The following is a 26,995-nucleotide window of genomic DNA, read 5'->3' on the forward strand; positions in this document are numbered from 1 at the left end:
CCTTTATTCTGATATCTTTGCCCGTTGTCCGGCAATCACGGCCTGGCCCAGGCTGATGCCCCCATCCCCGGCAGGAACCTTTTCATGGGTATAAACCTTTAATCCCTGATCTTCAAGGCGTTTTAAAATCCCTGACAATATCCATCCATTATTAAAAACACCACCGGACAGCACCACCTTGCAAATACCTGTCTTGTCACTCACCACCAGGACAGCGCGGGAAAATGCCTCAATAACGGTTTCATGGAAGCGTCCCCCGATGCTGCCGCAAGAAAGGCCCTGTTCCATCTCCTGCAGCATCTCAATAAAAGCCGGAGCCAGATCCATTTCCATCACAGACTGCCCGTTCTCATCAAAGGCATCATTAAATTCAATCCCATAGGCCCCCTTGTTTTCCATGTGACTCATTGCCTGGAGGTTCATGGCTGCCTGCCCCTCAAAGCTGATCTTATCCCGGAGTCCCAAAAGGGAGGCCACGGCATCAAACAACCGTCCGCAACTGGAGGTCAGGGGACAGTTCACCCCCCTGGTCATCATGGTGGCCACAAAGTTAAGTTTGGCCCGCCCCAGACGCTGGATCAGGGGAATTTTCAAATCCAGAAAATCATTTCCCCGGATGTGCCACAAATAAGCCGCTGCCATGCGCCACGGTTCCAGAACCGCTGCATCCCCTCCCGGCATGGGAATGTATTTAAGATGGGCCCGGCGTTGAAAATCGGTCAGCGTGCAGGTAAGCACCTCACCGCCCCATATGGCACCGTCACTGCCAAGGCCTGTGCCGTCAAGGGTGACGGCAATCACCGGTTCCACAATGCCGTTTTCCGCCATGCACGACACGGCATGGGCGTGGTGGTGCTGAACCCCCACCTTTATCATCCCCTGTTGCTCCCCGGCCCAGGATGTACTCATGTAACCCGGATGAAGATCATGGGCAATGATGTCAGGGGAGATATCCAGTATCCGCTTAAGATGATCCACACTGGTCTTATAGAAATGAAAAACCTTTTCATTGTCAAGATCCCCAATGTGCTGACTTAAAAACGCCCTGTTCTCCCGGGTGAGACACAGCGTGCTTTTTAATCCCCCGCCACAGGCCAGGACCCGGGGCATGGATTGCTTTAAAAAGACCGGCATGGGGGCATACCCCCGGGAACGTCGGAAAAATCGCGGCACATTTTCCTGAACCTGCATGATGGAATCATCGGCCCTGAAATAGATATCCCGATTGTGAAGCAAAAAATAGTCGGCCATGTGGGAAAAGGCGGCAAGGGCATGGTCATTGTCAATGGAAAGGGGTTCTCCACCGGGATTACCGCTGGTCATGACAAGTATGGAAGGCCCTTTTTCCAAAAGCAGATAATGGAGGGGGGTATAGGGAAGCATGACCCCCAGAAAAGGATTGTCCGGGGCAACAGCATCACTTAAGGGCAGGGCCCCGTGCAAGCCCCTTTCCTGCCCATTATCATTAAGACACCGGTCACCAGGGGAACGGCGCTTTTGAAGCAGCACAATGGGACGGTGACGGGAGGTGAGCAAACGCTCTTCTTCCGGGGTCATGACAACATGACAGGCAGCATCTCCGGGACATCGCGCCATCAGAGCAAAGGGTTTATCCGGTCTTTTTTTTGCTTCCCTCAGGCGGGTCACCCCGGGATGACAGGCGGCATCCACAGCCAGATGAAATCCCCCCAGTCCTTTTATTGCGACAATGTGTCCCTGCTTTAGCAGCAAGGCTGCTTTTTCCACGGCCTCCCCGGGCGTACAATCCACCGGCCTTCCCCCGGCATCCACCAGAAAGGTATGGGGGCCGCACACGGGGCAGGCATTGGGCTGGGCATGGAAACGTCGATTCATTGGATCATCATATTCTTTCCGGCATGCCGGGCACATGGGAAAAGAAGCCATGGCCGTTTTGGGACGATCATAGGGAATGTCTTTAATGATGGTGTATCGGGGCCCGCAATTGGTACAATTTATGAATGGATATTCAAACCTGCGATCCGTGGGATCGGTCATCTCCTTAAGGCAATCATCACAGACAGAGACATCCGGAGATATCAATGCCGACCGTTCCCCCTCCCCATGGCTGGTACAAATGGTAAAATCAATATATCCCCGCACCGGAACCGGGGTGTATTGCAAATCACACACAGATGCAAGGGGGGGATGCTTTTTTACAATGTCCCGGCAGAAGTCGTCCATTTTTTCAGGATTGCCCTCCACCACCAGGCGAACCCCCCGGGAGGTATTGCTGACCTCTCCGTTAAATCCATAGTCATGGGCCAGCTGGAATAAAAAGGGACGAAATCCCACACCCTGAACAACGCCGGAGATATTAATCCTTCCGGCTGAAATGCTCTTATTGATCTCCATGCCGATGCATCACACTGTTTTATCGGACATGTCACCCGCAGCATCCAGCATGTTCCGCATATCCACAAGGGCCTGTCTGGCAACATCCTCATCCACCTTGCTGATGGCAAAACCGGCATGGATAATGACGTAATCCCCGATGCTGACATCCTCCAGGAGCAAGAGGCTGGCTTCCCGCCGCACCCCATCCACATCCACGGTTGCCAGAGATTCTTTTATTTCAACAATTTTTGAAGGAACGGCAAGACACATATTTTGATTTACCCCATTTAATTTCAGTTACGGTATAGTACCCGGGCCCATCAAATGAGTCAATAAGGAACTCAGGTGGAAACGCCCCTGAAAATACCCAAATCAAAAACTTGCCATTGACAATGTGGAAAATATGCACTAAAAGATTCTGATGTAACACTTTTTTTAAACTGAAAGCAAGTCAAAAAAAGTCATGATTATAATCAGCCCGCATATTCACCTTGCCTACATGAAACATAAAGGGCCTGTCAAGCCGGACGGCTTCATACAGCCATTCATGGACATTGCAACCCATCCCCAATACCTTCCCAACATGAACATCCTTTTTGATTACCGTCTTGCTGATATCAGCAACCTCCTTTTAAAGGAGATCACCGCGTTTCACAATTATCTCATGGATCAGCACCAACGGTGGTATAACCGCATTTCCATTGTGGTGGACAACGGAGTATTCCAAGACAAAATATGCCCCTTACCCTTTAAAGAATTTTCACAAAAAGAAAAAATATTTCAATCCATTTTCCAGGGTGAAGCATGGCTTTTTAAAAATACCCAGCCCCAGATTAAAGCCAGCTACCAAAGCATGAATCAACACATGGAAAAAATAAGAAACCTGCACGATCACCATGTGATGTATAAAGACGGCACCATTTTAAGCTCCACAGTCAAAATGCCCCTGGATAACATTCCCCTCCGGGGAAGAAAAATATCAGAGTTCCTCCATGACGCCTATGCTTACCCATTCATGTGCCTCCTTCGCAGGGTTACCAAGGCCCAGAAAAAGGCCTGGATAAATTTTCGAATTCACCATCAGGACTATGCCCACTGCATCATCCCCATTGACAGTACAAAAGCACATGTCACAGAATTTAACATCTCAGGTATGGGGGAGTACGAGGTGGAACGATTAAAATGGTATTATGCCGCCCAATAGCATGCGGGCACACTGAAAAATTAATCAAGGGAAATCTCAGGCAGGGGTCTTAGTTTTTTATTCCTGTCCAGGCACACCAGATGAATTTCTCCTGTGACAGCGGGCTTTTCTCCACCGGGTCGCCATACCTCCTGGTGCCATATGACCCGGTACAGACTCTCTTTGTCCCACCGGGTACGAATATCCAGGGTATCGCCGAAGACAGCCCCTTCATGAAAGGAAAGATCTGCCCGGTAAACGGCAAACCCCACCCCCTCCTCATGCCAGAGCCGTGAAAGTTCCTCAATTCCGATGATATCTTCCCTGGCCCTTTCAAAATATTTAAGATAATTGGCATGGTAAACCACACCGGAATGATCGGTGTCTTCATAATAAACCTGGGCCGTGAAGTGATGCAGCTGGGATGACATAGTTTTCCTTTTTTTTATATGAAATACTCCACAAACCGGGGGTGTATTTCAAACTTTGTTGTGGGCAGAGCTGGATCAGAATACGGTCCGCCCGTGGCGGTTATATGAAATACTCCGCAAATTCAAGGCGTATTTCAAGCTTTGTTGCGGGCGGAACGGGAGCAAAATACGGTCCGGCGGTATAATACCATTTGGCTCCGCGTCTACGACCCTATATTCGTTGTGTCCGCCGGGACATGCCCGTTATTAACATTCAAAGGACGGGATGTAAATAATGACATGGAACCGGTTTTCTGCTATAACCCCTTTGCTTTGGGCCGGGGGTGAGTCTTTTGCTCTCAAAAAACCGTCCGGATACTGTCCATTCAACGCTCTCTTCCAAATCAAAGAGCCGAAAGGGGAGCGCAAACGCCAAGCTAAAACAGTTGAATAACTGCCATGGCAGAGCTTATTTTGATCCGGTTCTGCCCACAACAAAGCTTGAAATACGCCGCTGATTTGTGGAGTATTTCATATAAACTCAACTTTCGGTGTTCGCATTTCGTGGTGGGGTCAGGCTTTCGTTATTGACATTATCGAGGCTTTTTTCGTTGGCAAAGGCCTTGGTCGATAACATCAATAACAAAAGCCTGACCCCGTCGGCACACTGAGCCCATCGGTACATTTAAAAATGCCGGCTTTGAAATGAAGCCCGAAAGTTGAGATATAAACCCACATGTCCTGGCGGACACAACGAATATAGGGTCGTAGACACGGAGCCAAATGGTATGATACCGCCGCCCCCCGACGGGCAATGGGCCCGGACCGGAACTGTAGACAGCTCAATTGTCCGGTTCCTATTGCCCGTGGGGGGGGGGCGGCTCTGCTGAGGTTGCCTTGGAGGCTGCCTTTTCATATAAAAAGAACATATATGGCTGTAAGCAACGGCCACAACGAACAATGAAAAAATAGTTACTGTTAATACCCAGTACCCAGTACCCAGTACCCAGTACCCAGTACCTGCTTTTCATACAAATAAGGATAAGGCCATGAAAAAATCAAACCCACGCAAACCCAAACATAAAACCATGAACAAAACCCCGCTGGCACCGGTGGTGGCCAACAAAGACGGAGAAATCTTTGAACTGGAAGGCTTTGGGGCCGCGGCCATGGCCGGTGATCAACCGATACTTCTCACCCGGGGAGAAAGCATAGAAATGCCCTACGGCAGTGAATTGATGATGCTGCCGGATCGCTTTCCCCTGGTATTCAATTTTGATAAATTTTGTTTTGAAACCCTTAAAACAAACCCCTACAACCCCGAAGAACCCATCCATGCGGTGTCTGTTTTCAACTCTCCGGGATATGTCAACAGATATGTTGCCGCCTATGAAAGTGCCGTAAAAGGTGCTCTTTTGCCCCTGTTTTCATACGGCGCCGTTGGCTGGGGAAAGGGGGGATTCAGGTCCGCTGCCATTTGCGTGGATCGGGAAAGACGTCAGGATCTGCGCCTCATGCCCCGCAAAGGCATTGTGGCCGGGGTCAAGGCCATGCAGAAAAAGTACCCGGACAATCGCCTCATGCGACATCTGGAAAAATGCGCTCTGGAATACAGCTGCCCTGCGGCAAAAAATTTTTTTCTGGGCAGATTTGAAGCCCCGTTGCCCACATCACAGGTGTGTAATGCCAACTGCATGGGTTGCATCTCCCTTCAAAAAACTGACAATCTTGCCGCCTGCCAGGATCGCATATCCTTTACCCCCGAGCCCCATGAAATTGCCCAGGTGTGCCTTGAACATATCCCCAAGGTGAAAAAAAGTGTGGTGAGCTTTGGCCAGGGATGTGAAGGCGACCCCCTCACCGCATTCCATGTCATTGAACCTGCCATTTACCAGGTAAGGGAAAAAACAGACCAGGGCACCATTAACATGAACACCAACGCCGGCATGCCCCATCGCCTTGATAAATTATTTGATGCAGGACTCGATTCCATGCGGGTGAGCATGAACTCTGTGCGGGAAACCTGTTACACCACCTATTTCAGGCCCAAAAGCTACACCTTTCAGGATGTGATGAAAAGTTTTGACATTGCAGAACAAAAACAAAAATTCATCTCCATCAATTACCTCAATTGTCCCGGAGTGACAGATTCCGAAGCAGAATTTGAGGCCTTGAACCGCTTTTTATCCACCCACCGGGTCAATATGATCCAATGGCGCAACCTGAACTATGATCCATTGGGATATTTTAAAATCATGGAAACCGCCGGGGGAAAAAGCCAGGCCCTGGGCATGGAATTTATTATTAAAAAACTTTCCCAGCGATTTCCCCACCTCATCCACGGTTATTTTAATCCGCCGGTGAGATAAGGAAGTCAGTAATTTTCAACTTACCGTTTATTCGAAGTCTCATTTGCGAAAAATAAGAATCAGAGCTTATTAAATGGTAAATTAATAAGCTCTGCGTCCCTACAACAGTGCTAACTAAATGGTGGGCACACTCCTTCCCTGAACCAGAAGGGTGTTCCACACCCCGTCAGGGCTGATGCGCTCCACCAGGGTAACCGATTTTTCTTTCAGACGCTCACACACCTTATCTGCCTCGCTTTTCAACAGCCCGGAAAGAATGAGCCACGGTTTTTCCACAAATTCCGGTGCTTCAATTAAAATTTTCATCACATCATAATGGATATTGGCCACCACAAGCTGGGCAGGTACAGCCATAAAAGCCTCCCCCCGGGCCTGAATGGCCAAAATTCTGTCATGGAAATCATTTAATCGAATATTGTTCAAAGTGGTGCGCACGGCCAAAAGATTAAAATCAAGTGCCAGCACCCGGTCACAGCCCAATGCCGCAGCCCCCAAAGCCAGGATACCCGTTCCGGTGCCGATATCCACAACCGTGGAAATTTTTTCTTTCCGACAAAGGTATTCCATGTATCCCAGACAATCCTCTGTGGTCTGATGACGACCGGTGCCAAACACCACGCCGGGGTCCAGAAGAATATGGGTCAAATTCCGTTGATTGACAAAAGGAATTTTCCAGGGGGGGGAAATCACCAGACTGCCTGCGGTGTAGGACTCTATTTTATCACCATGCCATTGATCACTGGTCATCTCATATTTATCAATAAGTGAAAGGTGGTCTTCCCGGGCAACCATCTCGTTGATCAGATCATCATGGGGGTAAGAAAAAAAAAGAAAAGAAAAACCATCCTCTTCCCAGTTGCCGATAAAAGTACTCTCTTTAATGGCCGGGTCAAGGGAAGAGGGAATGCCCTCCAGATAGTAAATATAAAGATATTCATAGGGATTGGACAAAAAAGACCTCCTGCAATGGACGCGCCAGCTGGATTATCCCGGCGCATTTCAAGGTTAATTATCTATTTTTTTATGAAAAGGCAACCTCGGCAGAGCCGCCCCCCCCCCCGATGGGCAATAGGAACCGGACAATCGAGCTGTCTACAGTTCCGGTCCGGGCTCATTGCCCATCGGGGGGCGGTATAATACCATTTGGCTCCGCGTCTACGACCCTATATTTGTTGTGTCCGTGAGACATGCCCATTTTTATATGAAATATTCCGCAAATCAAAGGTGTTTTTCAAGCTTCATTGTCACCCAGAATCACTCTGTCCCGGCCCTGGGCCTTGGCCAGATAAAGAGCCTGATCTGCCCGGTGTAATAACTCTTCAAATGTCTTGCCGTTATCGGGAAACACCACCACCCCCAAAGAGGCGGTGACTGGACTTATCTGCCGGCCTTCCCAGGAGATATCAAGCCCTTTGATTCCCTCCCTGAGTTTCCGGGCCCGGGCGCAATAATCTTTTGCTTCCCCGGAGGTCATCAATATAAAAAACTCTTCTCCGCCAAAGCGACACACCAGATCCTCAACCCTGAAAGCTGATTTAAGAAAGTGCCCCACTTTTTTCAGCACCTCATCCCCGGCATCATGGCCAAAACTATCGTTAACATCCTTGAAGTAATCCAGATCCACCATGATGGCACCAAGGGATGCCCCGGCTCTTTTGGCCCGTATGATTTCCCGGGGAACAGTTTCATCCATGTGTCTGCGGTTGAACAAACCGGTGAGCGGATCTTTCAGGGTCAGTTCATGGAGGCGTTTCTTGAGCCTTAAATTAACAATGGCCAGGGCAAGATATTCTGCCGTAACAAAGGCAAGCCCCCGGTAACCGGCTCTGATCCGGGCAGTTGCGCCACTTAAACACAGTATGCCAAAGGCGTGACTCCCATCACAGAAAGGAATGCAACACTCCCCCCGACGACACTTTTCACAGGGAATCGCTCTATTCTCACTGGTATTTACAACAACACCGCAGGCAAAGGCCCGGCAGTGCTCAAAATCCGGCATGGGCATCTCTTTTGTTAATTTTCCCCAGACAAATGCGGAATGAATCTCCTTTTCCAACGTATCCTGTAAAAAGATCTCGCCATAAACATCGGGAAACAATTTGGGTAGATATAAAAAGATAACATCAAACAACTCCTCTTCCTTATCACAGCTTTGAAGAAGCATAGCCATACCGGTGAGCAATTTGAATTTTTCAAGATAGATGGTTTCATTCATCATGGCAGTTCCATGAACCCCCTTATTTTAATCCATTTTATGCCAGATCCCGCAAAAAAATAACAGGCGTTGTGTTTCCATGTTGAAAAAAGAGCTTTTTCCATGATATTCAAAGGACAATTTTCCAATGAGCCCACGCTCCAGCCACAACGAACAATGAAAAAGTAATGAACGCATAAAAGAAAAGAAGATACCATGAAATGGATACATGTAAAAGCCGTCTTTACCGGCAATGATGAACAACTGGCAGAAGAGCTGGTCACCGATATTTTTCTCAGCCTTGGCCTGAAAGGAGTGGTGTGTGATGTCCCCCTTCCACCGCCTGTGGATGGATTTGCCAGCGATGCCTTGCCCCGGTCCACGGAAAACGCCATTTCAGGATATATTCCTGACAGTGACACCTCCCGGAACCTTTTAAGCAATATTAAACAAAAATCCACAGAGCTTTTATCCAGCGGCGTAACAGTAAATATCACCACCCAACTGGTGGACCAGGAAGAGTGGGCAGACTCCTGGAAGGAATTTTTCTTTGTCACCCGCATCACCGACAAAATTGTCATCAAACCCCAGTGGCGGGAATTTGAGGCCGGTGATGACGATCTTATCATCCACATCGATCCGGGCATGGCCTTTGGCACAGGCACCCATCCCACCACAGCCATGTGCATTGCCATGATTGAAGAAACCCTTAAACCGGGTCAGACCTTTTTGGACGTGGGAACCGGTTCCGGTATTCTCATGATTGCAGCCGCTCTTCTGGGGGTATCTGCCATGGCAGGCATTGACACCGATGAGGTGGCAGTACAGGTGGCGGGAGACAACCTTGAAAAAAACAAAGTTGACCCGCAGATTTATCATCTGGCGCAAACCACCCTGGATCAATACCCGGACAAGGGCATGGGACCCTTTGATGTGGTGGTGGCCAACATCATTGCTGAAATAATTCTGGAAATCATCACAGACATCAAGCAATGGATAAAACCCGGGGGAACAGCTATTTTATCGGGAATTATAACGGAAAAGAAAGACAGTATTGTGGCAAAACTCCTGGAAAATGAGTTCACTGTCACAGAAGTCAGGGAAGAAGGCGAGTGGGTGGCCATTTGCGCCATTTTTTCCGGTAAAGGGTAATGTCACAGGCCATCATTGCGGCACGGCCACCAGTTGCGAGGCCCTTACAATACGGGCCTTTTTCTGGATTTTCGGTAACAGATCCTCCAAAGTGGCCAGGGTAATCCGGTAGGGGTGCCCGATGCCGATGGCAGCCCCATGGTGCCGGCTGATGCCAATCAATCGGGAAATCTGCCCGCTGATATACTTTTTATCCTGGATATTATCCAGAAAAACATCCCGCCGGGCAAAGGCAAGCTGGAACAGGCGGGCAGAGTCCCTGCATACAGACTCTCCCGCCGTCAGGCTGTCAATGAAAAAAAGTTCCCTTTTTTTCAAAACAGTAAAGACCTGGCGCATTTGATCAGACCGGGTGGTTAACCGTGATCCCATGTGATTGTTCACCCCTTTTACATGGGGTATGAGATCAAGATTATTCCGCAGGGTCTGTAAAAGCTCATCCGGTGACATCCCGGTCATGATTGCCCCGGGTCCCGGGTCCACGGCCGGGTACTGCAAAGGTTCCATGGGCAGATGGAGCATGATCTCACATCCCCTGACATGGAGCCGTTCAGCAAGGCTTCTACCAAAGGGTGATCCCGGCAGTATGGCCATGGTGATATTGGGATGTAACCGGGAAAATGCCATGGCAAGGGTTTTATCAAACCCCACATCATCAATGATGATGGCCACCAAGGGTAATGGTTCGTTGCCTTTGGCAACAGGCATCTCCCCCGGCCCGTAAACCGAAAGATTCTCCTTATCAAACACCTCATATATGGGTCTCTCCCCTTGCACAGCACCAGTGTCAAATTCAATGACTTGGGAGGGGGGGGAATCCGATTCCAAAACAGATTGTCCGGCGCTTAAATCAGGAGGAGGAGGGAAAATCAATGTCGGGTCTGTCTTTTCAGGCACTTCTTTTTCACCCAAGGTCTGCAAAGTCCCTTGAGAATCACTGTCCGTGCCGGTTTCAACAGATGTTTCCGGCCCGGAAGATGGATGTGGGGCAAATACCATGCTCTCTGGAGGGACATCGGGTTTCTCCGTCAAATCTCCATGGTTCACATAAAAATGAATTCCCAGAAGTGCCAATGAAATAAAAAAGAGAAAAACCAACAAAAAGGCACCCCCCTTTTTTGAAGCAAACTCAAAAAGAATATGGTTTTTTTTTTCTTTTTTCCTTTGATTATTTTCACTCTGCGGGACTTTTTTATCCCAGTTTTTCATCGCTCTACAGCCATGGGCTTACCGGGTTGCCTCTGAACGGCTCAGCAGACTGTATCCCATGAGGATTCCCAATGCCTGCCGGACCTGGGAATCATTTTTAAGTCCCTCAAAACCAATGGAATCTGCCGGAGCAAGGTGATCTGTCTCTTTTTTTATCTTTTTGCCGGATTTATCAAGCAGCTCCATTTCCGGTTCAAGGTGGTTTTTCAAATCCTTTTCCCGGAGCATATGTTCCATGGAAAATTTTTTGTGCTCCTTGTTTTCTGTCCCATTTTCCGGTTCATCCATTATTTTGTGAAAGGACACTTCAATGTCCGGGTGAATGCCCTGGGCCTGGATGGATCTGCCGCTGGGGGTATAATATCTGGCAATGGTATACTTGAGCCCAAAACCGTCTTTCATGGGTTTCACCGTTTGAACAGATCCCTTGCCAAAGGAGGTGGTCCCCAGGATAACGGCCCTTTTATGATCCTGTAGTGCCCCGGCAACAATCTCCGCAGCACTGGCACTGCCGCCGTTAATGAGCACCACCATGGGATATCCCCGCTTCACCGAACCCGCCCGGGCCTTAAAAATTTCCGTATGGTCTGCCTGACGGCCTTTTATGGACACAATGACTCCCTGGTCAAGAAAGGTGTCAGACACGGCCACAGCCTGGTTTAAGAGGCCTCCGGGGTTATTTCTCAAATCCATGATCAATCCCTTTAAAGGAACCTCGGCGGATTCAAGTTTTGTCAAAGCCTCCACCATGTCACGGGCCGTGTTATTCCTAAAATTTGTCACCCAGATATACCCATACCCCGGCCGCAGGGTGGTGCTTCGCACACTGGTCATGGGAATAATATCCCGTTCCAATGAAAAAATAAGGGGATCCGTCTCTCCCTTACGGACAATGGTTAATACAACAATTTCTCCCCTGGCCCCCCGCATTTTTTTAACACATTCCCACAGGGCAAGTTCTGCGGTGTCATGGTCATCAATCTTGACAATGACATCTCCTGCCATGATACCGGCCTTGTATGCCGGGGTACCTTCAATGGGGGACACCACCGTCAACACACCTTTTTTCATGGAGATCACAATACCGATGCCGCCAAACTCTCCCTTGGTATCATCCTGGAGTTCATCAAAGGCCTCGGGGGGCATGAAATTGGAGTGGGGGTCCAGATTGTCCACCATGCCTTTGATGGCATCCTGGATCAATTGTTCAGCATCCACCTCATCCACATAATTTTCTTCTATCTCCTGCAGCACATCGGAAAAAAGTTTTAATGACTCATAGGTCTGTTCTTTTTCCGCCATCAGGGACCCTGCAAAGCCCTCCCCCAATATGAACATCACCACCATTGCACCCAAAGGCAGCCACTGTTGCATCAGCTTTGCCAAACGCACTCTCATCTTACGCTCCTTTTTTCAGCCATTTAAGGGGATCCATCGGTTTGTCATGGTGTCTGACTTCAAAATGAAGGTATGGGCCCCGCACCGTTCCCGTATCCCCGGCTGTGGCAATGACCTCCCGGTCCTCCACCACATCTCCCTTTTGTTTGAAAAGCTCTTCCACATGGGCATACAGGGTATAATAGTTATCGCCATGGTTGATAATGATAAGATTGCCATATCCTTTTAACCAGTCTGCATAAAGGATCTCACCCCTGAAAACCGATTTCACCGGCTCCCCCATGTCCACCCTTATATCAACTCCCGTTTGAAAAGTGAAGGTCTTGTCATCTTCGTCAATTCGGGTTCCGAATTTTGACAAAATATGCCCATCCACCGGCATGGGTAAACGCCCCCTGCGGGATAAAAAAAGGCCTTTTTCAGCTTTCCATTTCCGGGCCGGGGATTTTTTTTCCGATATGTCATCGGAGGAAAGGGATGATTTTTTCAGGGACTGCATGGTCTTTACCAGGGCTTTTCTAGCAGACACCATGGCCGCCTTTGTCAATGCCCTTTTTCCCTTTACCTCTGCCAGCAGGGCCTGGCGTTTTGCTTTTTGGTTTTCCAGGGCTTTGATCTCCAGGTTCAAACGGCTGTCAAGGCGCTGTTTCTCCCTGATTTCACCTTCAAGCAAAAGGGTGGTTTGTTCAAGCTTTTTAAGGTCTGCAGCCTGTTTTTTCACAAGATCCACATCTGAAGCCAGGATAACAGTTAATGTCTGCTGTCGTTTCCAGAAATCAAAAAGCGATCGGGGTTTTGAAAAAAGCGACCAGGAACCGGTTCCCCTGATGCGATGCAGCGCACAAAGACGTTCCCCCACTATGCTGCGATTTTGATCAATGGTGTTTATAACTGCCTTTTGCTTCTTTTCAAGGCGCTTGATTTCCCGAGTTATTTCATTATTCTCCTGGGAGACAAGGGACACCCGAAGTCTGCGTTGATTGATGCTTTGATTCACATCATCCAGTTGCCGGACAATGTTCAACCGGGTCTGGCTCAATTGATTGGCCTCTTTTTCCAGGGCCGAAATTCGATTTTCAAGGAGACGGATATCCACCACATTTTTTTTCCGGGTCATCTTTTTAAGGGATTTTTTATGCGCCACCGTCTCTCCCCGGGCCGGGGGCACCATGATCCAGCCCAATGACACCGCAAGGATAAGAAACATTCCCAGTATATTTATTTTGTTTAATTCGATTTTAAAGAGATAAAACATCCCAGCCATCCCAGAAAAATACCTGCACCCACGATTAAAGCCATCATGGGAAAAGAGAGAAATTGAATATCCATCAACGGAACCAAGGACGCCTCCGGTGGGATTGCCCCCCGTATCCCCTGGAACAGAAAAAATAAAATAACAAGACCCACACTCCCCCCGCAAAAGCCCTGGAAAATGCCCTCCAGGTAAAAAGGGGTGTTCACAAAGGCCTCTGTGGCCCCCACAAGGCGCATGATCTCAATTTCTTCCTGTTTTGCATAAAAGGCCAGTCGCACCGTATTGGCAGACACAAAAAGAGCTGTTATTACAAAAAGGCCTCCCAGCACCAGGGCCCCGGTTTTCAAAGTATTAACCATGGGTAAAAAAGCCGCAACCCAGCCATGCCCATACACCACCTCCTTGACATGGGCCCTTTGCCCGGCACTCTCCACAAAGGCTTCCACGGCATCAAGGGTATCAAGGGAAGGAGAAAGAAGTATCTCAAGGGTGTGCGGGAGGGGATTTTCCCCAAGATCAGACAAAGTAACACCGCTGGACTCAAGGTCTTTTTGCAGTTGTTCCAGGGCAGTCTCTTTGGAAACAAAACGAATATCCTTTACCCCCTCAATGCTTCTGAGATCCCTGGTTACACCTGCCAGATCCCGGGGGGTAAAGCGCTCATCAAGATACGCCATGACCCGTATGCCCCGGTTCCAGTCCCCTGCCAAGCGGGCGGCATTTTCAAAAAAAAGAAAAAAGGCACCGGCAATCAACACAGACAGTGCAATGGTGAAAAGGGTGGTGGCGGTGAGAAAAACATTGGCAGCCATATTTTCCAGTGCCCGTTTTACATAGGATCGCATGCTCAAGAAACCCTCCCCCGGGTCTCATTCCCCATGATTGGATTCATGGCTGCACAGATATTTTCTCCGGGCTGTGCAAGTTGTCCTGCTTCAAGGGTATAAAGGACATCAAAGCCTGTGCTGTTTATTAATGCCGTATTGTGACTTGCAATGAGTATGGTGGTTCCTTTTTCTTTGTACTCCATGAGATACCGGGTAATCACTTCGGCCGAACAGGCATCCAGGCTGCCGGTGGGCTCATCTGCCAGGATAATATCCGGGTCTCCCACCACGGCCCTTGCCACTGCCACCTTCTGCTGCTGACCGCCGGAAAGGGAAGGGGGCAGTGCATTCATATATTCTGTCATACCGGTTCGCTCCAGCACCTCCTCCACTTTCTTTTTAATAACAGCCGGGGGCTGTCCTGCGGCTTCCAGGACCAGGGAAATATTGTCAAACACACTTCGGTGGGAAATCAATTTAAAGTCCTGAAAAATAACACCGATGCGCCGCCTTAAATAGGGAATTTTTTCCGGAGACAATCGTGCCAGGTTCATGCCCCCCACAATGATCTGGCCCCGGGTCACCGGCGTGGCCAGATATAAAAGATTTAACAATGTGCTTTTACCGGCTCCAGAGGCACCGGTGATAAAAACAAGATCCCCCACCTTCACGGACAGGGTGATGTTTTTCAAGGCGTATCCGGCACCATATTGTTTGGAAACATCAAAAAGCTGAATGATTGATCGTTTTCGTTCCATGAATTTTTCTGTGCGTCCCTCCACGTTGACGTATGTGGAATTTACTGATATATGACAGGTGTTGTCAAGGAGTGCTGCCAAACAGTTTTCCTTACACACCGCCTTCACTGGATCCCGCCCGGCGGCTTCTTCCTTCAGTGGAGGCGTTCTTTACCCCCCCCGTCATTGCCGCCCCTGTGATTTACCAACAAAAACATTTGCTCAAAACAGACATTTCAACTATAATTACAAAACTTGGCCATAACACCATCCCCCATAATTTTATGTTATGAATCAATGGAAAATCAGGCTGTCAAAATTTGATCATCAGATGATAACTGTAGTGGGCAGGCCTCATATTGACCCCGGTTTGCCCACAACAAAGCAGACCAGCCGTCACGTTTGCCGAATATTTACTTTTTTTTTAATGAAATTACCTTAAAAATCTTAAAGAAGAAATAAGATTCATCATTTTTAACATCCTTATTAAGGTTTATCCACTCATACCAGGCATAGGAATAGACTAAATGACTGAAGAAAATATTGATTTCAGCACCATGGCCTCAAATCTGGGCTTTGACGAAGATGAGTTCAAGGAAGTGGCCCAGTTATTAATTACTGTTTCACTCACAGATCTGGAAAACCTTGAACAGGGAATTAAAGAAAACGACCCTGACAAGGTAAAGGACGCAGCCCATTCCATCAAAGGCGCTGCCGGGAATCTGGGATTCACGGAACTTTCAAATTGCGCTGAAACAATAGAAAATTCAGCACGTTCTCAACAGATAAATGAACTCACTTCCCATGTCATGACCATAAAAACACAATTGCAGACCATTTCCAGTGCCCTTTCCAGCTGAAAAATGTCCCTTTCCTGTTCCAACGGGGTGTGGCCTGGGTGGCATGATATCATTGTGCTTTAAATTTATGACTCAACCTTCGGGCTTCATTTCAAAGCCGGCATTTTTAAATGTACCGATGGGCTCAGTGCCGACGGGGTCAGGCTTTTGTTATTGATGTTATCGACCAAGGCCTTTGCCAACGAAAAAACCTCGATAATGTCAATAACGAAAGCCTGACCCCACCACGAAATGCGAACACCGAAAGTTGAGTTTATGATAACAGCCGCGCCTGCATTGGGAGGTTTTTTCTATAAATTACCAAACCGAATATTTACTTCGTTGTGGTCAGGGCCGGATTAAAATACGGTTCGCCCGTGGCGGTTATTCAACATTTTCACATCTGCATCACCGGATTTTTAACATGTTTACCACACACCCCATGACCATCCTGGCCATTGATGATCATCCCCTTAATCTCAAGATTATTGAAAAGGCCCTTTCCAAGGAAGGGTACCGGGTTCTTTGTGCAGATAACGGCCCTGAAGGCAGAAAGCTGGCCGTGGAGCAGCACCCCAGCCTCATCCTTCTGGACATTACCATGCCCGGTGAAACCGGTTTTGATGTCATCCGTGCCCTGAAAAAAAATTTTATAACCACCGCCATTCCCGTAATTTTTTTAACGGCATCCCATTCAGTGAAGTCAAAGCTCAAGGGTTTTCAGCTGGGTGCCGTGGATTACATCACCAAACCTTTTCATCCCCAGGAGGTCATTGCAAGGATTCAACTGCACCTTAAGCTCTCCATTGCCTCCAACTCATTGATCACGGCCCAGGCAGGCCGATTGCGCCAGATCACCCAGGCCCAGGCATCACTGTTACCCACACCGGAAGCACACCCCGATGCCACCTTTGGCGTTTTTTATAAAACCATGGAAGAAGCCGGTGGGGATTTCTACGATATCATTGACGTTGCAAAGGATATCAAGGGGTATTTTGTTGCAGATTTTTCCGGTCATGGCATTGAAACCAGCTATATGACCTATTCCCTCAAGGCCCTGCTCACCCAGAACTTCATCCCCGTATATAAGCCTGTGGAAAGCATGAAAATCATCAACGACGTGCTGGTGGAACTGCTCCCCGAAGAAAAATACCTCACGGCCTGCTATCTTCTTATCAACCGTATAACAGGCATTGCCACCATCATCAATGCCGGTCATCTGCCGGTGATACTGCTTCCGGTATCCGGAGCCCCCCATCTTGTGAAAACCGATGGCGATATTCTGGGAATGTTCACCGATGCCACCTTTGGCATGATGCAGTTCAAAGTTCACCCCGGAGACAGGCTGTTCATGTACACCGACGGCCTGGTTGAATCCGTAAAAAACAAAATCACCTGGTGCCGTGGGGCAGACACCCTTCTGCCCATGTTTAAAAAGGCACCCCCATTGCCCATTAAAGAGATGTCCCGCCGGCTGGTTCAGACAATCTTCAACAATTCAGGCCCTCCGGAGGATGATATTTTACTGCTCAGCATAGAGGTGTAATCCATGCAAAGTGACACCACTTTTACCATGACACGCAGAGGAGACCGTCTGGCCATCACCTTTAACTCCACATTGGATAATGTGGACAAGGCATGCGGCCATGCCCTTGAGTTTTTGCACCAAAAGATCAGTGACTTTGAACATGATTTTGAGATCAACCTGCTCATGCGTGAGGGCCTTATGAATGCGGTGAAACACGGAAATGCCTTTGCCCTTGATAAACTGGTTCATTTTTCCATAAGGGCGTGTCCACCGGATGCCATCCTCATGGAAATAGAAGACCAGGGGGAAGGATTTAAATGGCAAAAAAAAGGATACGATCTGCCTGAGAATTTTGCCGAAAGCGGCAGGGGAATCTTCATCATCCGGCAATATTGCTCCCTGGTAAAATACAATGCCAAGGGCAATCATCTCACCATCCACAAGCAACTCACGGTTGAATAACTGCCACGGGCAGACCTTATTCCGGCCTTGGCCTGCCCAAAGCTTGAAATACACCCCGGATCTGCGAAATATTTCATATTTAAAAAAGTAAAAAACAGTAATCAAATTTCAATCAAAGTGTATCAGCATAGAGGAAAACAATGGAAATTAAATTCTGCAGCAACTGCGGCGGCAACATGAAACAAGGCATCCCCCACGGCGATGACCACATGAGAGCCATCTGTACACAATGTGGCTTCATACATTATCTTAACCCCAAAGTGGTGGTGGGCTGTATTCCCCAATGGGGGGATAAGATCCTCATGTGCAAACGAAACATTGAGCCGGGAAAGGGAAAATGGACCCTGCCTGCGGGATATCTTGAAAACGGTGAAACCATGGAAGCCGGGGCCGCAAGGGAAACCCTGGAAGAGACACGGGGCATGGTGAATATCACCGGTCCCTGCCGACTGTTCAACATTCCCCATGTCAACCAGATTTACATGATGTTCAGGGCCGAACTCACCTCAAGGGAATTTGGTCCCACACCGGAAAGCACCCATGTGCAATTGTTCCAAAAAGAAGAAATCCCCTGGGATAACATTGCCTTTTCTGTGATCCACAAAACCCTGAAAGACTTTTTTTCCGAAAAACACCGGGGTTCCCATTCCTTTGAAATAAAAACCATGGAAGCCCCTTTACCCCATGGATGACAAGGCCAAGGCAACCACGTCTGCCCTTGACAGTGCAAGTAATTTTTGGTTAGTATACCAGCGTTACATTACTTGCTTCTTGAATCAAATACATTAATAAAAAAGGATTTATACCATGCTTAAACTTGGAGAAAAGGGTGTTGTGCCCCAGCGTGACAAAAAGACCTATGCCATTGCCCCCCACATCCCCTGCGGGGTCATCACCCCTCAACAGCTCAGAACCATTGCCGATGTTGCAGATAAATATGAAGCCCAGGCGTTAAAACTCACCAGCGCCTCCCGCATTGCCATGGTGGGCCTTAAAGAAGAAGACATAGACAATGCCTGGAAAGACCTTTCTCTGCATCTTGGGCATGCCGTGGGGCTGTGCGTCAGAAGCATCAAAGCCTGTCCCGGCACCACTTTTTGCAAACTGGCCCAGCAGGACAGCCTGGGCATGGGCATGAAACTGGATGAAATCTACCACGGCATGGAGCTGCCCAGCAAAACCAAGATGGGGGTAAGCGGCTGCACCAATCAGTGCGCTGAAAACTGCATCAAAGACATCTCCCTCATGGGCAAAAAATCAGGCTGGACCCTCATGGTGGGAGGCAACGGTGCCTCCCGTCCCCGCCTTGCCGAAGTTTTTGCCCAGGAGCTGGACTCTGACACGGCCCTGGATCTCATTGAAAAAATCGTAGCATTTTACAAGGAAAACGGCAAAAAAGGTGAACGCATCGGTAAAATGATCGACCGCCTGGGGCTGGACACCATGAAAGATGCCATTCTTGCCTGACAATCCAGGTATTGCCTCCGTTCAATCAATTTTGACATCCGGAAAATCCCTGCCCTGCCGTCATGGGCAGGGTCTTTTCTCTAAGGGGAGAAAACAAATGCCACAGGAAGCTATGCCATGAAAAAAATAACAGCGCTTTTTTTACTTTTTTGCGGAATCATCCTGCCGGCATGTCCGTCTGAAAAGCCCCCCACACCCACCCCGACCATGCTCATATTTTGCGGTATTACAATGATCAAACCCATGATGGACATTGCCGAAATCATTGAATCCAAAGAAAACATCAACATCCTCATCACCAAGGGGGGGTCAGGAAATCTTTTAAAATCCATTGTGTTTAACCAGAAGGGCGATTTATACCTGCCCGGCTCAGAGCGGTATTACCAGACCATCAAAACAGATCACCCGGGCCTCATTGTGGATCAGGTTCCGGTGGGAAAAAACCGGGCTGCCATCATGGTGCAGAAGGGAAATCCCAGGCAAATTTCATCCGACCTTGAGAATTTCACCCGATCGGAATATGCTGTGATCATCGGCAATGCCACCAGTGGCAGTATTGGCAAGGAGACCCGAAACATCTTCACCAACAAGGGCATCTACGAAAAAGTCCTGGCCAACACCATGCATCTGACCACCGATTCCAAGGATCTGGCCCGGGCCTTAAGAGAGAAAAAAGCCGATATGGTCATCAACTGGTATGCCGTATCCACCTGGGAGGAAAACGCAAAATTCATGGACACCATTGACATTGATCCACGCCATGCAAAACCAAAATCCTTAATTCTGGGTCTTTTAAAATTTTCTAAGCACCCCGAAATTGCCCGTAAATTCATGGCCCTGGCAGCATCTCCACAGGGCCGGGCCATTTTTAAAAAATATGGATTGCATTTTTAATCAGGTTCCCCATCACCGCTTTTCGGCATCGGATATCCAGCTATGCAACATAAACATCCTGTTGTGAAACTTATTTTTTCAGAACCCATTACCCGGTTACTCATCTATTTTATGGCCATCCTGATTCTGAGCTCCACGGCACAGATCATGGTGGAAAACCTTTTATTAAGTAAATTGGAAAGCCAGAATAAGATTGTTGAGAACCAGCGGGCCAAACAAAAAATAGGGGAGTTGATCCAACAGAAAATTATACTTCTGGAATTGAACTTCAGACAAATGCTACTTTCCAGAAACCCCCATGCCATCAAAGAGATCGCCCTGCAATCCCAAAAACACATTGCGTCACTTAAAAAAATGCTGATAATCCTTCAAAGGGGAGGAATGTTCATTGAAACCATGCAACTTAACCTCAACCGCACAGATCTGTTCCAGGAAACCATCTCATACACCCGGGACACCCCCGGAGAAATGGCTGTTGAGGTCATTAATATTTCACCCAAACTTGCCCAGCTGGAAAAAATTCTTTTAACCGTCACAACGCTGCTGCTGGATACCTTGGACCAGCCCACAACCGACACAAGCCTTGAAAACGGCATTGCCATAACAGCACTGGAGGCAGATCCCCTGTTCCGCCGCTGCCGGGAAAATGCCAATAAAATAAGCCATGACACCAGCCACACCCTGGCCAGGCTCATCCAGGAAAGAAATCAGCAGAAACAAAATTTCCAGAAAATCAGAAATATTTTCTTTGTTTTAATCCAAATCTTTGTCATCACCATGATGGTTTTGATCTTATTCAGAATCATGCGCATTTTAAACCAGCGAAAAATTGCCGAAGATAAAAACAAACAGCTCTTATCAGCCATAAAATTAAGCCCGCTTACCTTTATCATCACCGATAAAAACGGCATAATTGAGTATGTTAATCATGCCTTTGAAAAAAGCACGGGCTACTCAGCAAAAGAGGCCATTGGCCAATCCACCCGGATCATGAAATCCGGACAGTATGACAACGCGTTTTACCGGGAGATGTGGCAGACCCTCCTTTCCGGACAAATATGGAACCGGGAAATTCAGAACCGCAGAAAAAACGGAGAACTTTTCTGGGAAAGTGCCACCATCATCCCCCTGTACGATGAAGACGGCAGCATCAATCAGTTTCTGGCCATTAAAGAAGATATGACGGAAAAAATAAACCTCTTGAAATCCTATGAAGAAGCCAATGAGGTGTTTGAAGAAATTTTTTCCAACCTGCCCGTGGGTATTGTCATTGTAAATACAGACAAAGAAATTCTCCAGATCAATGCCGAGGCAGAACAGATACTGGGGTATGCCCCCAATGAAGCAGAACATTTTTTGAAAAACCGGGTATGCCATGGTAATTATTGCACTCTAAAATCAGGTGAATGTCCCATTTTTGAAGGCAAAAAATCAAAGCTAATTCTGGAAGAAAAATATGCCATTAAAAAAGACGGTACCACCATTCCCATTCTAAAAAGCGTCATCCCCATAAAGCTCAAGGGAAAACGGGTACTGCTGGAAGCCTTCATGGACCTATCCGCACGAAAACAGGCAGAAACGGCAATGATTGAAGCAAAAACTGCAGCAGAAACCGCCAACAAAGCCAAATCTGAATTTCTGGCCACCATGAGTCATGAAATCCGAACCCCCATGAATGCCATCATGGGGTTCACCGACCTGCTGTTGTCCGAAGAGTCCGGGGAGGATAAAAAAGAAAAACTCAAAATTATTTCAGAATCTGCCCATAACCTGCTACAGCTAATTAACGATATCCTTGATTTCTCAAAAATAGAGGCAGGAAAAATTGAGTTGGCAAATCTGCCGTTTTCCATGAAAGCGTTGCTAAATCAAGTGCACAGTCTTTTTGTATTTAAAGCAAAAGAAAAATCACTGGAGCTTGTCCTGGATATCAGGGAAGATATGCCGGAATATGCCCTGGGGGATGAACTCAGGGTTCAGCAGATACTGATCAACCTGCTGGGAAATGCCATTAAATTTACCCAAAATGGCTCCATACGGATCCATGCAGACCATCGCGACACCCACTTTTTCCTCCAGGTGGAAGATTCCGGGGTGGGCATCCCAAAGAAGAGTATCAACCATATTTTTGAATCCTTTCGCCAGGCAGACAGCTCTACGGTGAGAAAATATGGCGGCACAGGTCTGGGGCTTGCCATCTCTTCATCCCTGGTAAAATTAATGGGGGGACGCATTGAGGTTTCAAGTGAACCGGATAAAGGCTCTTGCTTTTCCATCCACCTGCCCCTGGCCACACCGGAATCGAAAAACACAGAATCACCCGACCCCGTGCAAGATAAAAAACAGCCGTTTCTGGCAAAAAAAAAGATCCGGGTACTGGTGGTGGAGGACAACGCCTTTAATTTAAAAATCGTAACCGCCATGCTCAAACGCATGCACATTGAGCACGACAGTGCAGAAAACGGTGCGGTGGCCATGACCATGCTGGGAATCAGTCGCTATGACCTGGTTCTTCTGGACATGCACATGCCGGTTATGGACGGCATGGAAACCATTGCCGCCATCCGCAACACACCGGAACTGAAAAATATTATCGTCATTGCCCTCACTGCCAATGCCATTGTGGGGGATCGGGAAAAATACATCAAGGCAGGCTGTAACGACTATCTGTCCAAACCCCTTAAGCGGGAGGCCTTCCAGGAAAAAATACAATCCATCTTTCCCGATATATTTTAAAGTTTCCCTGCCACCCCGGCATCATCAAAAGAGGCCATCTCGCACATAATTTTACAGGCAGCTTCTGCGGTGTCCATGGTCAGGGCCGCACCGGTGCCCTCCCCAAGGCGCATTTTAAAATCAATGACAGAGGTGATATCCATGTATTCCAGGGCCGATTTCTGGGCCACTTCAACGGATTTATGACCGGAAATAAGATATCCCCGGATATCAGGGTTAATCACACAGGCCACAAGGCCCGCTGCAGTGGAGATCACCCCATCCAGCACCACGGCACATTCCCGGGAGGCGGCGGCAAGTACAGCCCCGGCAATGCCGGCAATTTCATAGCCCCCCACCTTTTCCAGAATTTCCAGGCCGTCTGCGGGGTTGGGCTGCTGAAATGCCAGGACCTTTTCAATGACTTCGGTTTTATGGATCAACCCTTTATTGTCCACACCGGTTCCCCGCCCTGTTGCCTGGGCAGGGGTAATACCGCAGACGGTGGCAATGATGGCCGAGGCTGAGGTGGTATTGCCAATGCCCATCTCCCCCACCCCCACAATGTCCACGGGAGTGTTATCATGGCTCTCCAGAAACACAGACATGCCATGTCCCAGGGCCGTGAACATCTCCTGCCGGGTCATGGCAGGTTCCAGGGCAAAGTTCCGGGTACCCCGGCGGACCTTTTTGACAATGAGATCAGGATGGGAATCAAAGTCTCCATCCACGCCCATGTCCACAATTTTCATGTCAATGTGATGATGGCGGCACAACACATTGATGGCAGCCCCGCCATCCAGAAAATTTTTCACCATCTGCCGGGTCACTTCCCGGGGATAGGCAGACACCCCCTCTTCGGTGATACCATGGTCCCCGGCAAAAACAAAAAGAGCCTTTCGATGGATGCAGGGATTCAAATTCTGCTGGATCATGCTCATTTGAAAAGCCAGTTGTTCAAGGGTACCAAGGGCACCTAATGGTTTTGTTTTATTATCAATTTTTTCCTGGACCCGGGCCGCCATTGCCATATCCACAGGTGAAATGCTTTTAATGAGATCCCGGCAAAACCCCTCACCGGGCAGGGCCGTTTCAGTGGATATATTACCGGATATTTTTTCCGATGTTCCCCCGGAACTATCCAGGGACCTTGCCATGACACAGCCGGATGTGCTCTGGCCATGGGCACCCGTGTAATTCCCGTTTTTGATCCCATGGGCAACAACGTTTTTTTCTGCATCAATGGGGGATCCATTCCCTGATCCCCCCCCCTGCAAGACAGAAAACTCCTCCAGATAATCACCGGTAAAGTCAATGATATATTTCAAGGCTTTGCCATCCACCACCTGCTGCATGAGTCCGGCAACGGCAACAGGGGATACACAGGCCTCCACCAGCAATTCCAGAAAATGCTGATATTTTTCCATGAAAGGCACCCCGTCCACCATGTTTTTCCGGGTCAAGCCATAGGCCCCGGACACCACAGCCTCTTTGTAATGGATAAGGTTTAAAAGATTGCTTTCAATGGTTTCATTTTTGGTGATGCCGCTGAAAAAACAGATCCTGCTCCCCTTTCCCGCCTTGACAATACCAAGGCTGAAGGCAATGAAATCAGCGCAGGCATTCACCACCACATCAAATTCACTCTCCACAGTGTCCTTGAGACAGGAAATAGCCGTGGCCTCCAGAAAAGGGGCGATCCTGGATCGTTTTTCTTCACTTTTTTCAACGACAAGCACCTTTGCCCCGGCATCTTTAAAAACCAGGGCCGCCACAAGCCCCATGGTGCCGCCGCCGTAAATGATCACCCGATCATCCCTGATACTTCCCAGTTTATCCAGAAGATTAAATACACACCCCACAGGTTCGGCAAAACAGGCAATGGGGTCGGAAAGCTCCCCGGGCAGCGGTACCAGGCTTGATGCAGGGACCACCACCTCTTCGGCAAACCCCCCATGGGTGTGAAAGCCCATGATTTTCATCTCTTCACACAAATTTTCCCGGCCCCCACGGCAATACCGGCAATGGCCACAGCTCTTTCCCGGCCACACGGCAAAGCGATGGCCCCCACGGTCAACCACCACCATTTCATGGCCCGGTACCCGGGGCAGGGAGAGGTCCCGGTGTCCCTGGGCCCACATCTTTGCATCGGTTCTGCACACGGCGCAGCAGCGCACCTTGAACACAGAATCATCTGTTAAAAAATCATCCTCCGGGGTATCCACGTACTCAAGGCGTTTCAAGCCTGCCAATACCAGTTTTTTCATATAAACCCTCTTTTATCCGCCTGCAATGAACAGCAACTTTTTTTATATGAAATACTCCGCACATCAGGGGTGTATTTCAAGTTTTGTCGTGGGCAGACCGAGGCCAGAATACGGTCTGCCCATGGCAGTTATATACAATGCAGCCTCCAAGGCAAGCTAAGGCAGAGCCGCCCCCTCGACGGGCAATAGGAACCGGACAATTGAGCTGTCTACAGTTCCGGTCCGGGCCCATTGCCCGTCGGGGGGGGCGGCGGTATAATACGGTCCGCCCGTGGCGGTTATTAAAAATATCCCCTATGCCAAGGGCTCTTCCCGAAGAATCAGGCGATGAATGCGCCCCTGCCATCCATGCTCTTTTTCCATGGCCACCACATGGGCTTTAACAATTTCAAGTTTATTCATGGGAAAAACAGAGGCCTTGTCAAGTCCACATACAAGGAAGTGGTCCTCTTTCACCCGGATATAATCATTGCCGTTTTTGATAATCAACAATTGTGTCTCCATGGGGTCTCCATTGCCCGTCGGGGGCGGATCATACCATTTCTATTTTTCGTTATGGGTGACCAAGCTTAGAATGCTTTTTACCCATGGCACCTATAAAAGCGTATCAAGTTTTTTCAATCCCTGCTCAGGCTCGCTGTTCTGGGAAGAGACCCAGTTTTCCAGGGTCTCAAATGCACCATTGCCGTCCAGTGCCTTTGCGGCAGCTTCAATGCCGGCAGCAATGGTGTCAACCTTACCGGCCACATAAAAAATCAAAGCCGCATTTAAAATGGCAGCATCATACCGGGCACCTTTTTCCCTGCCCCGAATAAGCGCCACAAAACGGGCCGGTTCATTGATAATATCTACCTCTGGGGCCAAATCCACAGGATCATGGCATTCCAGGGAAAAGTCCCCAGGCAAAAACTGAAACTGAGAAATATCACCATTTTCCATGAGTTCTGCACACCAGGTGGTGCCGCACACCGAGGCTTCATCCATTCCCTTGTCAGACCTGTTGATTCCTCCATGGAGCACCAGGGCACGTTTAAATCCAATGGCCTTCATCACCTCAACCACAGGAAGAATCATCTCCTTTGCATACACCCCCCGGACGGCACGATCCGGCATGACAGGATTGGCAAGGGAGGCTGCAATATTAAGGGTGGAGCCAAAGGAGATCTGTGAAAGAATTCTGCCAAGGGCCATGGGATGAATCAGGGGACTCATGCCGTTGAACAGTCCCAATCCTGCGGTTTCAATGCTTTTGGCCACCACATCCACATGGCACTCCACATCCACACCCAGCGCTTCTGCCAGATCCACGGTGCCGCACCGGGAGGTGATGGCCCGGGCACCGTGGCGTGCCATGCGGATACCTCCGGAAGCGGCAATGATGGAAGCGGCCGTGCTGATATTAAAAGTCTTAAACGTATCCATGCCCGTACCGCTGTTCTCCACAACCGGGTTTGATCCGTTTAAACTAACCTTGTTTGTGTCCAGTTCATAGATCGCCTCCCAGCTGCCCGCCACTTCGTGGGCTGTTTCCCCCTTGGCGGTGAGGGCCGCCAGAAAGGCCCCCTGGTGCATGGCAGTGACGTCATCATTTAATATGTGCTCAAAGGCCTTGTTGGCCTCGTCTCTGTCCAGATTTTCCCTTCGAATAAGGCGGGTAATCAACCCACCAAATTCTTTATTTAACGCCAATTCCTGCATATTCACTGTTTATTCTTACTCCTGAAAAAATATAAA

At 48.6% G+C, this 26,995-nt stretch carries 23 protein-coding genes; 10 read left to right on the plus strand and 13 right to left on the minus strand.

Annotated elements, in window-relative coordinates:
• Positions 1-3: 3 nt before the first annotated feature.
• Together hypF and B9A32_RS01105 are read right to left on the minus strand one after the other, a co-directional pair.
• On the minus strand, positions 4-2,373 hold the full coding sequence (hypF, locus tag B9A32_RS01100) for a carbamoyltransferase HypF (RefSeq protein ID WP_084066524.1): 2,370 nt from the start codon (positions 2,371-2,373) through the stop codon (positions 4-6).
• A gap of 9 nt (positions 2,374-2,382) precedes the next feature.
• Positions 2,383-2,625, minus strand: a complete 243-nt coding sequence (locus tag B9A32_RS01105) for a HypC/HybG/HupF family hydrogenase formation chaperone (RefSeq protein ID WP_084066525.1) — start codon at positions 2,623-2,625, stop codon at positions 2,383-2,385.
• A gap of 229 nt (positions 2,626-2,854) precedes the next feature.
• Here B9A32_RS01105 and B9A32_RS01110 point away from each other — a divergent pair, with 229 nt between their 5' ends.
• On the plus strand, positions 2,855-3,559 hold the full coding sequence (locus tag B9A32_RS01110) for a hypothetical protein (RefSeq protein WP_212637541.1): 705 nt from the start codon (positions 2,855-2,857) through the stop codon (positions 3,557-3,559).
• 20 nt (positions 3,560-3,579) lie between these two features.
• Here the strand turns inward: B9A32_RS01110 and B9A32_RS01115 are convergent, their stop codons facing one another.
• Positions 3,580-3,969, minus strand: a complete 390-nt coding sequence (locus B9A32_RS01115) for a YbgC/FadM family acyl-CoA thioesterase (protein ID WP_084066527.1) — start codon at positions 3,967-3,969, stop codon at positions 3,580-3,582.
• 1,028 nt (positions 3,970-4,997) lie between these two features.
• On the opposite strand from B9A32_RS01115, the gene B9A32_RS01120 reads away from it, so the two are divergent.
• Complete coding sequence (locus B9A32_RS01120; protein ID WP_232366986.1) at positions 4,998-6,317, plus strand: radical SAM family protein; 1,320 nt, start codon at positions 4,998-5,000, stop codon at positions 6,315-6,317.
• A gap of 114 nt (positions 6,318-6,431) precedes the next feature.
• Here B9A32_RS01120 and B9A32_RS01125 read toward each other — a convergent pair whose 3' ends face one another.
• Both B9A32_RS01125 and B9A32_RS01130 read right to left on the minus strand, forming a co-directional pair.
• Positions 6,432-7,268, minus strand: coding sequence for a 50S ribosomal protein L11 methyltransferase (locus B9A32_RS01125; RefSeq protein WP_084066528.1), 837 nt, complete (start codon positions 7,266-7,268; stop codon positions 6,432-6,434).
• A 280-nt stretch (positions 7,269-7,548) separates the two neighbouring features.
• A complete protein-coding gene (locus B9A32_RS01130; protein WP_084066529.1) occupies positions 7,549-8,535 on the minus strand; it encodes a GGDEF domain-containing protein in 987 nt (328 codons plus the stop codon).
• A 192-nt stretch (positions 8,536-8,727) separates the two neighbouring features.
• On the opposite strand from B9A32_RS01130, the gene prmA reads away from it, so the two are divergent.
• Complete coding sequence (gene prmA / locus B9A32_RS01135; protein WP_084066530.1) at positions 8,728-9,663, plus strand: 50S ribosomal protein L11 methyltransferase; 936 nt, start codon at positions 8,728-8,730, stop codon at positions 9,661-9,663.
• Positions 9,664-9,675: 12 nt separating this feature from the next.
• Here the strand turns inward: prmA and B9A32_RS01140 are convergent, their stop codons facing one another.
• The 5 genes from B9A32_RS01140 to B9A32_RS01160 are packed head-to-tail and all read right to left on the minus strand — an operon-like array spanning position 9,676 to position 15,191.
• Positions 9,676-10,872: a divergent polysaccharide deacetylase family protein gene (locus B9A32_RS01140; protein ID WP_084066531.1), complete on the minus strand. Its 1,197-nt coding sequence runs from the start codon at positions 10,870-10,872 to the stop codon at positions 9,676-9,678.
• 18 nt (positions 10,873-10,890) lie between these two features.
• The gene (locus tag B9A32_RS01145) at positions 10,891-12,270 is read right to left on the minus strand and encodes a S41 family peptidase (RefSeq protein WP_084066532.1); all 1,380 of its coding nucleotides are present in this window, start codon (positions 12,268-12,270) and stop codon (positions 10,891-10,893) included.
• A gap of 1 nt (position 12,271) precedes the next feature.
• Positions 12,272-13,477, minus strand: a complete 1,206-nt coding sequence (locus B9A32_RS01150; RefSeq protein WP_084066681.1) for a murein hydrolase activator EnvC family protein — start codon at positions 13,475-13,477, stop codon at positions 12,272-12,274.
• Between the two features lie 20 nt (positions 13,478-13,497).
• Positions 13,498-14,370: a cell division protein FtsX gene (locus tag B9A32_RS01155; protein WP_084066533.1), complete on the minus strand. Its 873-nt coding sequence runs from the start codon at positions 14,368-14,370 to the stop codon at positions 13,498-13,500.
• A gap of 2 nt (positions 14,371-14,372) precedes the next feature.
• On the minus strand, positions 14,373-15,191 hold the full coding sequence (locus B9A32_RS01160; protein ID WP_232366987.1) for a cell division ATP-binding protein FtsE: 819 nt from the start codon (positions 15,189-15,191) through the stop codon (positions 14,373-14,375).
• Positions 15,192-15,616: 425 nt separating this feature from the next.
• On the opposite strand from B9A32_RS01160, the gene B9A32_RS01165 reads away from it, so the two are divergent.
• From B9A32_RS01165 to B9A32_RS01195, 7 genes are all read left to right on the plus strand, one after another.
• Positions 15,617-15,949: an Hpt domain-containing protein gene (locus tag B9A32_RS01165; protein ID WP_084066534.1), complete on the plus strand. Its 333-nt coding sequence runs from the start codon at positions 15,617-15,619 to the stop codon at positions 15,947-15,949.
• A gap of 403 nt (positions 15,950-16,352) precedes the next feature.
• Positions 16,353-17,474, plus strand: a complete 1,122-nt coding sequence (locus tag B9A32_RS01170; protein ID WP_232366988.1) for a PP2C family protein-serine/threonine phosphatase — start codon at positions 16,353-16,355, stop codon at positions 17,472-17,474.
• Positions 17,475-17,477: 3 nt separating this feature from the next.
• Entirely contained in the window at positions 17,478-17,918 is a 441-nt protein-coding gene (locus tag B9A32_RS01175) for an ATP-binding protein (RefSeq protein WP_084066535.1), read from the plus strand.
• Positions 17,919-18,058: 140 nt separating this feature from the next.
• The gene (locus B9A32_RS01180) at positions 18,059-18,610 is read left to right on the plus strand and encodes an NUDIX hydrolase (protein ID WP_170923648.1); all 552 of its coding nucleotides are present in this window, start codon (positions 18,059-18,061) and stop codon (positions 18,608-18,610) included.
• Positions 18,611-18,725: 115 nt separating this feature from the next.
• The gene (locus B9A32_RS01185) at positions 18,726-19,385 is read left to right on the plus strand and encodes a nitrite/sulfite reductase domain-containing protein (RefSeq protein WP_084066536.1); all 660 of its coding nucleotides are present in this window, start codon (positions 18,726-18,728) and stop codon (positions 19,383-19,385) included.
• Between the two features lie 117 nt (positions 19,386-19,502).
• Positions 19,503-20,279 (plus strand): substrate-binding domain-containing protein, encoded by a 777-nt coding sequence (locus B9A32_RS01190; RefSeq protein ID WP_084066537.1) that lies wholly within the window; start codon positions 19,503-19,505, stop codon positions 20,277-20,279.
• A 42-nt stretch (positions 20,280-20,321) separates the two neighbouring features.
• Positions 20,322-23,015, plus strand: coding sequence for a PAS domain S-box protein (locus B9A32_RS01195; RefSeq protein ID WP_084066538.1), 2,694 nt, complete (start codon positions 20,322-20,324; stop codon positions 23,013-23,015).
• Here B9A32_RS01195 and cobT read toward each other — a convergent pair.
• From cobT to trpD, 3 genes are all read right to left on the minus strand, one after another.
• Entirely contained in the window at positions 23,012-25,261 is a 2,250-nt protein-coding gene (gene cobT / locus B9A32_RS01200; protein WP_084066539.1) for a nicotinate-nucleotide--dimethylbenzimidazole phosphoribosyltransferase, read from the minus strand. The two genes, B9A32_RS01195 and cobT, sit on opposite strands and share 4 nt — an antisense overlap.
• A 294-nt stretch (positions 25,262-25,555) precedes the next feature.
• Positions 25,556-25,765: a hypothetical protein gene (locus tag B9A32_RS01205; protein WP_084066540.1), complete on the minus strand. Its 210-nt coding sequence runs from the start codon at positions 25,763-25,765 to the stop codon at positions 25,556-25,558.
• A 90-nt stretch (positions 25,766-25,855) separates the two neighbouring features.
• Complete coding sequence (gene trpD / locus B9A32_RS01210; RefSeq protein ID WP_084066541.1) at positions 25,856-26,959, minus strand: anthranilate phosphoribosyltransferase; 1,104 nt, start codon at positions 26,957-26,959, stop codon at positions 25,856-25,858.
• Positions 26,960-26,995 lie beyond the last annotated feature (36 nt).

This window comes from Desulfocicer vacuolatum DSM 3385 (assembly GCF_900176365.1).
Lineage (GTDB): Bacteria > Desulfobacterota > Desulfobacteria > Desulfobacterales > Desulfobacteraceae > Desulfocicer > Desulfocicer vacuolatum.

Coding starts and splice junctions, on each gene's coding strand:
- B9A32_RS01130 (WP_084066529.1), bottom strand. CDS start 8,535: ATGATGAATGAAACCATCTATCTTGAAAAATTCAAATTGCTCACCGGT.
- B9A32_RS01175 (WP_084066535.1), top strand. CDS start 17,478: ATGCAAAGTGACACCACTTTTACCATGACACGCAGAGGAGACCGTCTG.
- B9A32_RS01180 (WP_170923648.1), top strand. CDS start 18,059: ATGGAAATTAAATTCTGCAGCAACTGCGGCGGCAACATGAAACAAGGC.
- B9A32_RS01165 (WP_084066534.1), top strand. CDS start 15,617: ATGACTGAAGAAAATATTGATTTCAGCACCATGGCCTCAAATCTGGGC.
- B9A32_RS01155 (WP_084066533.1), bottom strand. CDS start 14,370: ATGCGATCCTATGTAAAACGGGCACTGGAAAATATGGCTGCCAATGTT.
- B9A32_RS01105 (WP_084066525.1), bottom strand. CDS start 2,625: ATGTGTCTTGCCGTTCCTTCAAAAATTGTTGAAATAAAAGAATCTCTG.
- hypF (WP_084066524.1), bottom strand. CDS start 2,373: ATGGAGATCAATAAGAGCATTTCAGCCGGAAGGATTAATATCTCCGGC.
- B9A32_RS01205 (WP_084066540.1), bottom strand. CDS start 25,765: ATGGAGACACAATTGTTGATTATCAAAAACGGCAATGATTATATCCGG.
- cobT (WP_084066539.1), bottom strand. CDS start 25,261: ATGAAAAAACTGGTATTGGCAGGCTTGAAACGCCTTGAGTACGTGGAT.
- B9A32_RS01170 (WP_232366988.1), top strand. CDS start 16,353: ATGTTTACCACACACCCCATGACCATCCTGGCCATTGATGATCATCCC.
- B9A32_RS01145 (WP_084066532.1), bottom strand. CDS start 12,270: ATGAGAGTGCGTTTGGCAAAGCTGATGCAACAGTGGCTGCCTTTGGGT.
- B9A32_RS01140 (WP_084066531.1), bottom strand. CDS start 10,872: ATGAAAAACTGGGATAAAAAAGTCCCGCAGAGTGAAAATAATCAAAGG.
- B9A32_RS01120 (WP_232366986.1), top strand. CDS start 4,998: ATGAAAAAATCAAACCCACGCAAACCCAAACATAAAACCATGAACAAA.
- B9A32_RS01110 (WP_212637541.1), top strand. CDS start 2,855: ATGAAACATAAAGGGCCTGTCAAGCCGGACGGCTTCATACAGCCATTC.
- trpD (WP_084066541.1), bottom strand. CDS start 26,959: ATGCAGGAATTGGCGTTAAATAAAGAATTTGGTGGGTTGATTACCCGC.
- B9A32_RS01195 (WP_084066538.1), top strand. CDS start 20,322: ATGCAACATAAACATCCTGTTGTGAAACTTATTTTTTCAGAACCCATT.
- B9A32_RS01190 (WP_084066537.1), top strand. CDS start 19,503: ATGAAAAAAATAACAGCGCTTTTTTTACTTTTTTGCGGAATCATCCTG.
- B9A32_RS01185 (WP_084066536.1), top strand. CDS start 18,726: ATGCTTAAACTTGGAGAAAAGGGTGTTGTGCCCCAGCGTGACAAAAAG.
- prmA (WP_084066530.1), top strand. CDS start 8,728: ATGAAATGGATACATGTAAAAGCCGTCTTTACCGGCAATGATGAACAA.
- B9A32_RS01150 (WP_084066681.1), bottom strand. CDS start 13,477: ATGTTTCTTATCCTTGCGGTGTCATTGGGCTGGATCATGGTGCCCCCG.
- B9A32_RS01115 (WP_084066527.1), bottom strand. CDS start 3,969: ATGTCATCCCAGCTGCATCACTTCACGGCCCAGGTTTATTATGAAGAC.